The sequence below is a fragment of the Aeromonas sp. S9(2024) genome (genome assembly GCF_041403185.1).
In the GTDB taxonomy this organism is placed as follows: Bacteria; Pseudomonadota; Gammaproteobacteria; order Enterobacterales; family Aeromonadaceae; genus Aeromonas; species Aeromonas enteropelogenes.
On sequence record NZ_JBGLRE010000006.1, the window covers coordinates 14,508 to 27,848 of the forward strand.

At 52.8% G+C, this 13,341-nt stretch carries 9 protein-coding genes and 1 pseudogene; 3 read left to right on the top strand and 7 right to left on the bottom strand.

What is annotated here, in order from left to right:
* Positions 1 to 347: 347 nt before the first annotated feature.
* The 3 genes from ACB028_RS11330 to ACB028_RS11340 form a co-directional block, all read right to left on the bottom strand.
* Positions 348 to 998: a DUF4336 domain-containing protein gene (locus ACB028_RS11330; RefSeq protein ID WP_371144316.1), complete on the bottom strand. Its 651-nt coding sequence runs from the start codon at positions 996 to 998 to the stop codon at positions 348 to 350.
* A gap of 717 nt (positions 999 to 1,715) precedes the next feature.
* Entirely contained in the window at positions 1,716 to 2,258 is a 543-nt protein-coding gene (locus ACB028_RS11335; RefSeq protein ID WP_371144317.1) for a hypothetical protein, read from the bottom strand.
* Positions 2,259 to 2,386: 128 nt separating this feature from the next.
* A complete protein-coding gene (locus tag ACB028_RS11340) occupies positions 2,387 to 3,922 on the bottom strand; it encodes a peptide MFS transporter (protein WP_371144318.1) in 1,536 nt (511 codons plus the stop codon).
* A 576-nt stretch (positions 3,923 to 4,498) separates the two neighbouring features.
* Between ACB028_RS11340 and ACB028_RS11345 the strand changes: the two genes are divergently transcribed.
* Together ACB028_RS11345 and ACB028_RS11350 are read left to right on the top strand one after the other, a co-directional pair.
* Complete coding sequence (locus ACB028_RS11345) at positions 4,499 to 4,882, top strand: hypothetical protein (RefSeq protein ID WP_371144319.1); 384 nt, start codon at positions 4,499 to 4,501, stop codon at positions 4,880 to 4,882.
* 135 nt (positions 4,883 to 5,017) lie between these two features.
* A complete protein-coding gene (locus tag ACB028_RS11350; RefSeq protein WP_371144320.1) occupies positions 5,018 to 5,695 on the top strand; it encodes an MFS transporter in 678 nt (225 codons plus the stop codon).
* Between the two features lie 182 nt (positions 5,696 to 5,877).
* Here the strand turns inward: ACB028_RS11350 and ACB028_RS11355 are convergent.
* Positions 5,878 to 6,043 (bottom strand): annotated as a pseudogene (locus ACB028_RS11355) (transposase); the annotation flags it as partial.
* Positions 6,044 to 6,556: 513 nt separating this feature from the next.
* Between ACB028_RS11355 and ACB028_RS11360 the strand changes: the two are divergent.
* Entirely contained in the window at positions 6,557 to 8,149 is a 1,593-nt protein-coding gene (locus ACB028_RS11360) for an ABC-F family ATPase (RefSeq protein ID WP_042029158.1), read from the top strand.
* Between the two features lie 154 nt (positions 8,150 to 8,303).
* Here the strand turns inward: ACB028_RS11360 and ppiD are convergent, their stop codons facing one another.
* The 3 genes from ppiD to lon all read right to left on the bottom strand — a co-directional run bounded on the left by ppiD (position 8,304) and on the right by lon (position 13,235).
* Positions 8,304 to 10,217, bottom strand: a complete 1,914-nt coding sequence (gene ppiD / locus ACB028_RS11365) for a peptidylprolyl isomerase (RefSeq protein ID WP_371144321.1) — start codon at positions 10,215 to 10,217, stop codon at positions 8,304 to 8,306.
* A gap of 150 nt (positions 10,218 to 10,367) precedes the next feature.
* The gene (gene hupB, locus ACB028_RS11370) at positions 10,368 to 10,640 is read right to left on the bottom strand and encodes a nucleoid-associated protein HU-beta (protein ID WP_005315375.1); all 273 of its coding nucleotides are present in this window, start codon (positions 10,638 to 10,640) and stop codon (positions 10,368 to 10,370) included.
* A 240-nt stretch (positions 10,641 to 10,880) separates the two neighbouring features.
* The gene (gene lon, locus ACB028_RS11375; RefSeq protein WP_042029160.1) at positions 10,881 to 13,235 is read right to left on the bottom strand and encodes an endopeptidase La; all 2,355 of its coding nucleotides are present in this window, start codon (positions 13,233 to 13,235) and stop codon (positions 10,881 to 10,883) included.
* Positions 13,236 to 13,341: the final 106 nt, after the last annotated feature.

A 13,341-nucleotide genomic window follows, 5' to 3' on the forward strand; every position in this document is an offset into this window, starting at 1 on the left:
GCTGTCGCAAAAAAGTGCAAGCAGGCGTGCCATCAAGACACCTCACTTCAGTGCGCACAGCTGGAGGCCAGCTGCCGCTCAAGGCAGCTCAAGGCAGCTCAAGGCAGCTCAAGGCAGCTCATCAATGATGTGTGATTGCGGCGATTGGTGGAAACCGCGAGGTTGGGTGAAATAACAGAAACCCCGTCGGATGGTCAAAACGGTATGACTCTGAACGCTCATAAAACAATCCAGCCGAGAGAGCCTGTTTGACCTGGTCAACATGCACTTCACCCTGCATCGCGCGCCGGTGTTTCGCCGACCCAATCCAGCGCGCGCTCAACAAAGGCCAGCCCACCCGTACGGCACTATTCACCATGTGCAACGATCACCTGTTCCGGCTCCCAACTCAACACCTTGTCGCGCGCAGCACGGGTTGGAGCTCGATCGGTGAAAGACAGGCGCAACTCGCCCGGAGCGTGAGGTGATTTTTCTGTGATCCCGTCCAAATACGCCAAAGGGCGTTGCCACCAACTCCAGTGCTTGTGCAGGAAATCCTCGCTGAATGCCTCAATCAGATCGGCAAAAATTGCGGTACGCGACGGACGATGAAAGAACACCACTTCATCAAAGATGAACGACCCGCGAAACCACGCCTGATCAATATCCAGCCCCCAGTCATGGGGCGGAGTATCCTCCAAAGGGGCTTCAAAACACAAAACAGTGCACTTTTTGATTGTGCTAACCGGCCCCCAAAGCCGCGCCTCTGGAAAGGCTGCCTGCCATTCAGACAAGAACAGGTAGTGAATCTTGTTCGGGCTAACCAGATGGGTGACACAGCCAAGGGATTCAACTTCAGCACGCAGATCATCGGTCAGGGCGACAGGAGACCAGACCCACAAGGCATCCTCTTCCAACCGAACTATCACCATGCGGGTCGGATAAGGAAAGCTGAAGAAATCCACGATTGGCCCGTCGGCCATCCAAATCCGGTCACCAATGGGAGAAAGGCATGTCATGGTTGACTCCTGGGTTGTTATGTCAGTTACAAGTATGTACGGATAGTAGATACTGGCAGCTAATGGGCTCGCGAATTATCTGTCAACGTTATTAGCTGATACCTTGAAAGCCTTAACCCCAATGCCAGCACCAACTTTTTGACTGTGCCTCGCTCAACCAAATTTAGGAACAATAAGGGAGGGGGAAGTGTTCGCTTTATTATTCTTCAATGGCAAAGCAAACCTGCTCACCACGATGCTCAAGCGTGCGCCAAGCAGTCTTCTCAAAGTGTCGACTTTCTATCCGCCAATAATCCCCGCAAGTAATGAAGGTAGAAAGCCAGCATGATAAAGGATAGAAAACATTCTGCCAGCTTTTCATATCTTGTTGAAAATTGGCAAAACTGACTCAGTATCCACTATACAGCACTACCACATGACTACCACATGCGTCTGCGATAACGGTTTGTTCCTGTATTACTTATAATCTGTTGAGAAAAGACGACGTTATATTTAAGTGCATAGCATAGTCACAGCGTTGCAAGCTCGTCATATGATTGATTTACTGCGACGCCCAAGACACTGCCTCTTCAACGAGTGCCTCTGTTGAGATCCATGCCTTCCTTGGCTCGCAACTGGTGTAATGTAAAACATCTTAATCAGCAGGAAAGCGCCCTAACATTATCATTCAAGCATAATGAATGACGTACGTTTCATATAAAGAACCATTCTCACTCACTATTTCATATTAGGTTTTTTTTCATAAGTCAACTTAACAAGGTGAGATTTAAGTGCCTCATATAAATGTGCATTAGCAGAAAAAATCAATTTTCCACTATGTCCTTTTAATCCCAGCACAAGATAAGGTGGCTTTGATAACATAACAAATCCCGACGTCCCATCGTTTAGCGTGAATGTCCCTGCGTTATATCCAAACAAGCCAACACCATTTTCTCTAAGAACAGGCCTGAAACTAGCTGGCAAAGAGGCCTCATGTAAACCAGAGGTTAGTTCAACATCTTTAAGCATTGTCTTATTGGTATAAACAAGGCTTTTCAGTATCAGGGAGTCATCATTAAGAACGACTTTCGACGTAGTAATTTGTATGACACCAAGAGTGAAGAATACTAAACCTATAATAACGACAAAAGATGTCACACCAAGCGTCAGTTTCTTTGTGAAAAGATACTCAGCACCACAAGTAAGCACAATAGGAGCAACAAACAATATAGTTGCTGATAGTAATATAGTATGGATGGTAAAGGGGACCTCATAATTCATTCAGCACCTCCATAAACACCTTTATTACAATCACAGCATTAGCACAGCTATCTTGTGTATTACTACCTTGTGACAATTGTCAGCATTTGAGCGTATTGAGTCACCCGCCTGTATCTTACTGCCCTGAGCTAACCCTCCCCCGAAGAGTTGTCGACATCGTTATTGGTATTGTGGGAATGGTGGATTTCCGTCAGACGGCGCATCAGCGGCAATACTGTCAGCGCAATAACGGTACAAACCAGTGCTGCAATTCCCAGGTTGAAGAACAGGTTCGTGTAAATAGGCAGGGTTTCAAGCGGATTTGTAATGTTCTCCGGCACACTGGCAAAGTTGGCAACCACACCACCCAGATACTGAGAAATACCCAAAGCCACAAAGTAGACTCCCATCATAAAGCCACCCATGCGCTCGGGAACATAACGGGATATCATTGCCAGGCCCAGACCACTGACCAGCAGCTCGCCAAGCGAGTAAGCACCGTAGCCCCATATCATCACCCAGGAAGAGGTCTTGCCATTGACGGCAAACATGCCGGCAAAGCTGTAGATAAAAAATCCCAGCGCCACGACGGCAAACCCCAATGCGAATTTGGCAGCAATAGAAATATCCTTATTATTGCGTCCAGCAGTAGCATAGACCCAGGCCAGCAGCGGGCTTAGCAACATAATCCAGATTGGGTTCAAAGCCTGGAACTGGGCCGGTGACCAAGTCCACAGCGGTACACCGAGGGCCTGGAAGTTCCAATCGACGTTACGCAAGGCAAACAGCGCCAACGAGGTAGACATCTGCTGATAGAAAATAAAGAAGAATACAGTTTGCAGCGTCAGCACCAAGGCGGCAATCAAACCGGCCCGCTCACTGGTTTCACTGTTGCGGATAAGATAGAAGAAGACACAGAGTCCCGCAACGCCCGCTGTATATACGAAGGCGCGAGCCACATCTTCATATTCGAGGATAAAGGCCGACGCTACCACAGACAGCACAATCAGTAACAATATGATCAGCAGCTTGTTCATCTCAACGGGGCGGGTATCCGGCTCTGAGCCATAATTGACCAGCGTTTTACGCATCATGGCGTAATTACCCAACCCCACCAACAAGCCAACGAAGCAAACGGCGAAGGCTGCATGCCAGCCGAGCTCGTTGCCATAGTTGGCATTGACGTAGTCTTTAATCCAAGGAGTGAGCAACATAGAGAAGGTTGAACCGACGTTCACGGCCATATAGTAGATGGTAAAGGCGCTGTCTATCTTGGAGTCGTCCCCTTCATAGATCTTGCGTACCAGGTTACCGGCATTGGGTTTGAACAAGCCGTTACCGACAACGACAACCCCGAGGGCCAAGAACAGAAACCAAGTGTTTTCTGTCGGTACTGTCATCAACGCATAACCGAGTGACAAAATGCTGGCACCGAGCAACATGGTGCGCTTGGTACCGAGAATCCTATCCCCGACCCAACCGCCGATCGCCGGCGATACATATATCAATGCAGCACAGGCGCTCCACACCAGGTTGGCCCGACTGTCTCCAAAGCCAAGACGCTGTACCATGAAGTACACGATAAGCGCCTGCATACCGTAATAACCGAAACGTTCCCATAACTCGATAAGTGACACAGTCATAAATGAATGTGTCTTGCTTACCTTAAGAGGTTCTAATGTCATTTTGCTTACTTCCATCTTGATTTGAAATAATTTCAGACGAGTAGAGGACTGCTTGACACTGTTTGATTCATCGATATTTTGCCAACTATACTGGGGTATGTTTTGGTAGCTGTGACAAGCGTCAACCTTTTCAATCCCCAAGTCGTAACATCAGATAATGCATCGATAATTCATCATGAATCGTGTCGGGTAAAACGACCTGAAAACACAGAGAAAATAGGCTCCATTAAAGTCATATCAATCTAAAAAACAACGCCTTATACATACATGCACATACATGACGATATATAGGCTTGAGAATTAACCACCATCTTACTTATTTCAAGTCAGTCTAACGAATAACGCGACGCTCTTTATTTATCAGCAACACAGTAAATAAATTCCTGGTAAAACACGCTCATAGGTGATTGTATAGGTTCAAATGAACAAATACTCCCCTGCCCTGCCCTGCCCTGCCCTGCCCTGCCGATGGCAAGCATTTAGCCATCATTAGAAGAAAAATAGGAGTGCACCATATCAAATGGTAAATCACGCAATAAAGAGCGGCAGAACAACAGTAAATAACGCGGAAGATATATGGCCAACCCCTATCGTGTACTTCTGACAAATTCTGACGCCATAGTATTAGTCATCACAAGTTCAGTAGCACGCCTACCACAGGCAATGCTCAGCATAGGCATCATTACCATGCTGTTACAGCAAGGTAGCCTCTATTGGCTAGCCGGTGCGGTCGCAGGCACGTTTACATTAGCGAATGCCGTTATAAGCCCACAGGTGTCAAAATTAGTTGACCAATATGGTCAAAGCAAGGTGCTGCCAATCATTACCACCTTCAGTATGATCATGCTGTTGGTACTGGTATTTGCTGCTTATGTGAAAGCACCTGCACCATTTCTTTTCATTCTTGCAATGTTATCTGGTTCAATACCTAATATTACCGCTTTGGTACGAGCGAGGTAGGCAAAGCTTTATCGTGACAATTCATTACTACATACTGCTTACTCGCTCGATGCAGTTCTTAATGAATTGTCATATATTATTGGCCCTCCACTGGCGATCGGCTTGAGTACTAGCCTATTCGCCGAAGCAGGGCCATTGTCTGCGGTATTATTGCTGACTCTCGGTATGAGTGCATTTCTTCTGCAACGCCGGACTGAGCCAGAGGTCATGGACAGTGTCCATCACCAAGGCAGCTCCACCTTAAAAATACCCAGCCTACAGATTGTCTGTTTGATTTTCCTTGGCATGGGTATTATTGGGGGAGCACTTGATGTCGCAGTTATTGCTTTTGCCAATGAGCAAAACTGGCCTGCTTCTGCCAGTTTTATTTTGGCCATCTACGCACTCGGCTCCATGATTGTTGGGTTAGCATTCGGCTTGGTTAGAATTACCGCACCTTTAGAAAGACAGTTTCTGGTAGGCGTCATAATAACTGCAGCGACAATTATATTACCCGCCCTTTCTTCAAGCGTTTACACGATGATGGGGGCGATTTTTGTGGCAGGTATGTCTTTTGCCCCCACCATGATCATTGTAATGAATCTAAGTACCATTATTTTACCACCAGCAAAACTCACCGAAGGGCTGACCTGGATAACAACAGGTATTAGCCTTGGTATCGCGCTCGGTGGAGCAATAACGGGTCTTATCATCGATACCTATGGTGCACGAGCGGGTTTCGGAGTGGCCGTTGCAGCAGGACTAGCTATGGTTGTCATCGCGATACTCGGTCAACCCACTCTTCAAACAGCTTTGGCAATGAAAGGAAAATGAGTGGCATTATCAGCCCATAACTCTTGCAGCACTGAGGATGTTACCCATCTTCAGTAGTCAGCAGATGGGTCAAAAGCAACAATCCCGGAACGGCAACTATTGAGTATTCCATGCAACCGCACCACGCCACCAGTTGTAGTCATCCATCAGGTAATAGCAAAATCCCGCTTCGCTTCCCGCAGTGTGACACGGCGTTCGGATTGAAGCTGCTGAACCCAGCGGCGAAGTACGGTTTCACCGACATCCAGTGAACGGCTGGCTTCGGGAACTCAATATTCCTGGTCGAGCGCCAGAGATGCGGCTTCCAATTTGAATTCGGCAATAAATGAGCGACCGCAATCTTGTCATTGAACACCTCAGGTCAGGGTAACGACTGTACCACCTAAAACGGTGTCCAGGATGATTAGACCACTACTGTCAAAGGCGCACTTTCTGACGCAGAGATTGACATGCACATATCAGGTGGCATGATCGTGCGCCAAACATTGCACCCAGTATTTCGCCCAACCAACGTAGTGCCGGGGAGCCACCTTTCTAGCCCGCAGTATTCCTGGTGGCACCACGGCGGGCTGCAATCCAACAGTCGGGGGTTCGCTATCGACGGGTCTGCCAACTTCGGCGTGCTTTTGTCACTGGAATATGACTGCCTACGGGGATTTGGCATCATTGCCGAACAAATGGGCCACAATTCTGCAGAGATGTTGCAGAAGGTTTATGGAAAGTGGATTGAATCAGCTGGTCAGAATGGGGTTGATTCGATCTGGAGTGCAATGCAAAGAACGGACACTTGCCCCAATAGCGCCCCCGAATTTTCATTAAGTGCAATAATGCACTGATTACTAAGGAATTTCCAAACACACTATGCTTAGCAGCAATAACATCACCATGCAGTTTGGCGCCAAGCCGCTGTTTGAGAACATCAACGTCAAGTTTGGCGGCGGCAACCGCTATGGCCTTATCGGCGCCAACGGCTGTGGCAAGTCCACCTTTATGAAGATCCTCGGCGGCGATCTGGAGCCCAGCGGCGGTAATGTGAGCCTGGACGTCAACGAGCGTATCGGTAAGCTGCGTCAGGATCAGTTCGCTTACGAAGAGATGCGCGTACTGGACGTGGTCATGATGGGCCACACCGAGCTGTGGGCCGCCATCGCCGAGCGCGATGCCATCTACGCCAACCTGGAGGCCACCGACGAAGACTACATGAAGGCTGCCGAGCTGGAAGGGCTGGTCGCCGAATATGACGGCTACACCGCCGAAGCCCGCGCCGGCGAGCTGTTGCTGGGTGTCGGCATTCCGCTGGAGCAGCACAACGGCCCCATGAGCGCCGTGGCGCCGGGCTGGAAGCTGCGGGTGCTGCTGGCCCAGGCCCTCTTCTCCAACCCTGATATCCTGCTGCTGGACGAACCGACCAACAACCTGGACATCAACACCATTCGCTGGCTGGAGCAGGTACTGAACGAGCGCGAGAGCACCATGATCATCATCTCTCACGACCGTCACTTCCTGAACTCCGTCTGCACCCACATGGCGGATCTGGACTACGGCGAGCTGCGGGTCTACCCGGGCAACTACGACGACTACATGCTGGCCGCCACCCAGGCGCGCGAGCGTCTGCTGGCTGACAACGCCAAGAAGAAGGCCCAGATCGCCGATCTGCAGTCCTTCGTTTCCCGTTTCAGCGCCAACGCCTCCAAGTCCCGTCAGGCAACCTCCCGCCTCAAGCAAATCGACAAGATCAAGATTGAGGACGTCAAGGTCTCCAGCCGCCAGAACCCCTTTATCCGCTTCGAGCAGGACAAAAAGCTCTATCGCAATATTCTGGAAGTGGAAGGCGTCTCCAAGGGTTATGGCGAGGGTCCCCTGTTCAAGGGCCTCAACATGATGCTGGAAGTGGGCGAGAAGGTCGCCATCCTGGGTACCAACGGGATCGGTAAATCCACCCTGATCAAAACCCTGGTAGGCGATTTGGCACCGGACAGCGGCACCGTCAAATGGTCTGAAAACGCCCAGATCGGTTACTACGCCCAGGATCACGCCGAAGACTTCGACACCGATCTCAACGTGTTCGACTGGATGGCCCAGTGGAAACAGGAGAATGAAGACGAGCAAGCGGTGCGCTCCGTGCTCGGTCGTCTGCTGTTCTCCCAGGACGACATCAAGAAGCCGGTTAAGGTACTCTCCGGTGGTGAGCAGGGCCGCATGCTGTTCGGCAAGCTGATGATGCAGCGCCCCAACATCCTGATCATGGATGAGCCGACCAACCACCTGGACATGGAATCCATCGAATCGCTGAACATGGCGCTGGAGCTCTATCAAGGGACTCTCATTTTCGTCTCCCACGACCGTGAGTTCGTCTCCTCCCTGGCGACCCGCATCCTTGAGCTGACCGAGAACGGCATCCGCGACTTCGGCGGTACTTATGAGGATTACCTGCGCACTCAGGGCGTACAATAATCCCCTCCTCTGCTCGGCAGATAAAAGTCAAAACCGGCACTCGATGCCGGTTTTTTTATGCTGGCCTGTGGGCCGATTGCATCAATTGGCGAATGGCAGATAACAAAACGGCTCCATCAAGGAGCCGTTTGCAATATGGGGAGTACCTTGTCGATTACTCGACGGTCGCTTCCACGCTGGTGAAGTACTCGATCTTGGCTGATTTGCGCAGCTCTTCGATCAGGGACTTGTAATCGGCCTGTGCCCGACCCTGACCCAGCTGGCCTTGCAGCAGACTGACCATCTGGGACGGCGCCGCCGGGACATTCACCTTGTCCAGTGCGACGACCACGCGATCGCCGTTAGTCTCGGTAACCAGCGCCACGCTCGGCTTGCCATCTTTCGGATGGGGCAGCATGAACACCTGGGCAACCAGGTTCTGATCCAGCTGGCGATCGAAGCGGGCAATCCCCTTGTGGGTCTCGACCTTCAGATCAAGCGCCGCCAGATCAGCCTTGATGTCGTCGCCGGCTTTCAGTTTCTCCAGCAGGCTCTGTGCCTTGCCACGGGCCACTTCGCTCGCCTTGTCGTGCTTGATGGCGGCAATCACCTGATCTTTCACCTCGGCCAGCGGCTTGGCCGCTTTCGGCTGATAACCGGTGATATGCAGCACCAGCGCCTTGCCATCGGAGAGTTCGATCACGTCGGAGTTGGTGTTGTCATCGCGCAGCTGTTCGGAGAAGGCCACGGAGAGCACCTTGGGATCGTTCAGCGGAGCCGGGGCATTGACCTGGCTGAAATAGTCGGAAGACACCACCTTCATGCCCATGGCGTCGGCGGTCAGATCCAGCGAGTCCGGGTTCTCGAAGCTGCTGTCAGCCATCTTCTGCTGCTCGGCGAAGAACTGCTCCTTGGCCTTGTCGGTTTGCAGACGGGCAATGGTCTCTTCTTTCACATCGGCAAACGGCTTGGTCTGAGCCGGTTCAACCGCCAGCAGCTTGATGATGTGGAAACCGAACGGGCTCTTCACCACGCCGGAGAGATCGCCTGCCTTGGTCAGCGCAAAAGCAGCCTGTTCAAACGCCGGATCCATCACCCCTTTTTCAAACCAGTCCAGTTCGCCGCCCTTCTTGGCGGAGAAGGTGTCGGAGGAGTTGGCCTTGGCCAGCTCGGCAAAGTCTTCTCCACTCTTGGCCTTGGACAGGAGTTCGTCGGCCTGCTTCTCGGCAGCCTTCTCATCCTTGCCAAACGGGATCAGGATGTGGGCAACCTGGCGACGCTCGGGACGCTGGAACAGATCCTGGTGCTGATCGTAGTAATCCTGGGCATCCTGCTCGGACACGTTGATGTTTTTGCCGAGGTTGGCTGCATCCAGCAGCAGATAGTCCACCTTGACCTGCTCGTCGTTCATGAAACGGGCGCTATTGGTCTTGTAGAACTGCTCCAGCTCGTTGTCGGAGACCTGGACATCGCCCATGTAGTTGGCGGCAGCCAGACGCACCAGACGCAGATCACGGGTCTGGTTGTAGAGCTTGTCGATCTGCTCGGCTTCCCCCTTGAGGATAAATTCGGTCCCGACCAAGGCACCCATCAACTGTTGGCGAACCATGTCCTGGCGCAGGGACTCGCTGAACATCTCCGGGGTCATACCGGCACGGCGGATGAGCTGCAGGTAGCGGTCGTTGTTAAACTTGCCCTCTTCGGCAAACTCGGGCATGGCGACGATAGCCTGCTTGATCTGCTCGTCACTGACCCGCAGACCCAGTTCATGGGCTTTGCTGTCCAGCAGCGCCTGATCGATCAGACGGTCCAGCACGCCGCGGCGGAACTGTTTCATGTACTCGGGGTTGGCGGCCAGCTGGCTGAAGGCTTCTCCCATCTGGGATTCCATGCGGGCGCGCTCGTTGCGGTAGGCATTTTCCAGTGCGGCAGCACTGATATCCGTGCCATTGACGGTAGCGGGGGCGGTACGGGCCGGGCCGTTCAGGTAGCTGCCTACACCAGCCAAGGCAAAGGAGAGAATGATCAGGCCCAAGATAACCTTGGCTACCTTGCCCTGCGCCCCTTCGCGTAGTTTATCCAACATCATGTTTGTACTTATGCTCCCGAACTCGATGGGCGTAAATAATAAAAAGGCGCACCGATTGCGATGCGCCTTGGTCAATCAGTATGAGAGAAGACTCTCTAACTTGTCTGGTCTGCGACCAAGGACGGTAGCCGACGTATATCAGCGTCCGGCTTAGTTAACAGCGTCTTTCAGTGCCTTACCGGCTTTGAAGGCAGGAACTTTACCAGCAGCGATTTCGATGGTCGCGCCAGTTTGCGGGTTACGGCCGGAACGGGCAGCACGCTCGCGAACAGCAAAAGTACCGAAGCCAACCAGGGCAACCTGGTCACCCTCTTTCAGGGCTTCACCAACAGCATCAATGAAGGCATCCAACGCACGGCCAGCAGCAGCTTTGGAGATATCGGCACCGTCTGCAATCTTGTCAATCAGTTGAGATTTATTCACTCTTATTTTCCCCTATTATCGAACACCGCTGCGGCACTGATTTCCCTGGCCACAACAAGTGGAGGTTTTATAGCAAGCCTCCTGACCAGTTGCAAGTGACAATCTGGCGCAAACCCGCGCCACATAACGCATTGCGACTCATCACGAGTACCCGATCGGTGGTCAAGGCTACTTCCGTTGCCGGACGCATGCAAGCCTTAACCGCTGCCTGAATGCGCCAAATTTGCGGCGCATCAACATTTACAGGGTAGAAACCCGTTCAAACCCTTGCGGATTGTCCTGCAATGCCAGTTCCAACACCTCGTCAATCCAGCGAACCGGATAAATTTCAAGGTCTTGTTTGACGTTTGCCGGGATCTCCTCGAGGTCCCGTTCGTTCTCTTTGGGGATCAGCACGCGCTTGATGCCACCACGATGGGCCGCCAGCAGCTTCTCCTTGAGACCACCGATAGGCAGTACCTCACCCCGCAGGGTGATCTCCCCAGTCATGGCCACATCAGCACGAACCGGATTGCCGGTCAAGCTGGAGACCAGGGCAGTACACATGGCGATACCTGCGCTCGGGCCATCTTTCGGGGTCGCCCCTTCCGGCACGTGCACGTGAATGTCGCGCTTCTCGTAGAAGTCTGCATTGATGCGAAGCTTCTCGGCGCGAGCCCGCACCACCGTCATGGCCGCCTGGATGGACTCCTGCATCACGTCCCCAAGAGATCCCGTGTAGGTGAGCTTGCCCTTGCCCGGCATATTGGTGGTTTCAATGGTGAGCAGATCGCCCCCCACTTCAGTCCACGCCAAGCCACAGACTTGACCAATCTGGTTCTGATCGGTCGCCTTGCCGTAGTCAAAGCGCTGAACCCCGAGGAACTCCTTGAGGTTCTCCTGGTTGACCAGAACATGTTTGATGCTCTTGTCCAGCAGGATGCGTTTGACCGCCTTGCGACAGATCTTGGAGATTTCTCGCTCCAGGCTGCGTACCCCCGCCTCACGGGTGTAATAACGTATAACGCCAATCAGGGCGGAATCCTCGATGGTGATCTCGGACTCTTTCAGGCCGTTGCGCTGGATCTGCTTGGCCACCAGGTGCTGTTTGGCGATGTTGAGCTTCTCGTCTTCGGTGTAACCGGACAGACGGATCACCTCCATCCGGTCCAGCAGCGGACCCGGGATGTTCATGGAATTGGAGGTGGCCACAAACATCACGTCCGACAGGTCATAATCCACTTCCAGATAGTGATCGTTGAAGCTGTTGTTCTGCTCCGGATCCAGCACTTCCAGCAGCGCAGAGGCGGGATCGCCGCGCATATCCGAGCTCATCTTGTCGATCTCGTCGAGCAGGAACAGCGGGTTCTTCACGCCAACTTTTGCCATCTTCTGGATGAGCTTGCCGGGCATGGAACCGATGTAGGTACGGCGGTGACCGCGGATCTCCGCCTCGTCACGCACTCCCCCTAAGGCCATACGCACGTATTTGCGACCGGTCGCCTTGGCGATGGACTGCCCCAGGGAGGTCTTACCGACACCGGGAGGGCCAACCAGACAGAGGATCGGGCCCTTGAGCTTGTTCACCCGCGCTTGTACTGCCAGATACTCGAGGATCCGATCCTTGACCTTCTCAAGGCCATAGTGATCGGCATCCAGCACCTCCTGCGCCTTGCCAAGATCTTTTTTGACCTTGGAGCGCGCCTTCCAGGGCACCTGCACCATCCAGTCGACGTAGCTGCGCACGACGGTGGCTTCGGCAGACATGGGGGACATCATCTTCAGCTTGGCAAGCTCGGCCTGAGCCTTCTCGCGAGCGTCGGCGGGCATGCCGGCCTCTTCAATCTTGCGATTGAGGGCTTCGAATTCATCCGGGCTGTCTTCCAGCTCACCCAGCTCTTTCTGGATGGCCTTCATCTGCTCGTTGAGGTAGTACTCGCGCTGGCTCTTCTCCATCTGCTTCTTGACGCGGGTACGGATGCGTTTCTCGACCTGCAAGAGGTCAATCTCCGACTCCATCATCGCCATCAGGAATTCGATACGCTCGGAGACGGAGACAATTTCCAGCACCTTCTGTTTGTCTTCGAGCTTGAGCGGCATGTGGGCGGCCATGGTATCGGCCAGGCGCGCCGCATCGTCGATCGCCGAAATCGAGGTGAGCACCTCGGGCGGGATCTTCTTGTTGAGCTTGATATAACCTTCAAACTGACCGATGGCCGAGCGAACCAGGACTTCCTGATCCTTGTCGTCAATGGCCTTGGAGGGAATGTACTGGGCCTCGCAGACAAAGAAATCCTTGTCGTCGATCATCCGCTCCAGGCGAGCACGCTGGCCCCCCTCTACCAGCACCTTGACGGTGCCGTCCGGCAGTTTGAGCATCTGCAGAATATTGGCCACTGTCCCGACGGAGAAGATCTCCTCCACCGTCGGCTCATCGGTTGACGCATCCTTCTGGGCCACCAGCAGGACTTTCTTGTCCTGCTCCATGGCCGCTTCCAGACAGCGAATGGATTTTTCCCGCCCCACAAAGAGTGGAATGACCATGTGGGGGTAAACCACCACGTCACGAAGAGGCAGGACGGGAATCTCGATGCGTTCTGAACGCTCTAGGTTCATATATGTCCTCTCGGCTTGTTATACCGTTGGCAAAGCGCTTGGCTGAGTATATGGGGGCGCTTAGATGAGATTCAATCGCCGAAACCGTAAAAAGCATGAAAGGGGC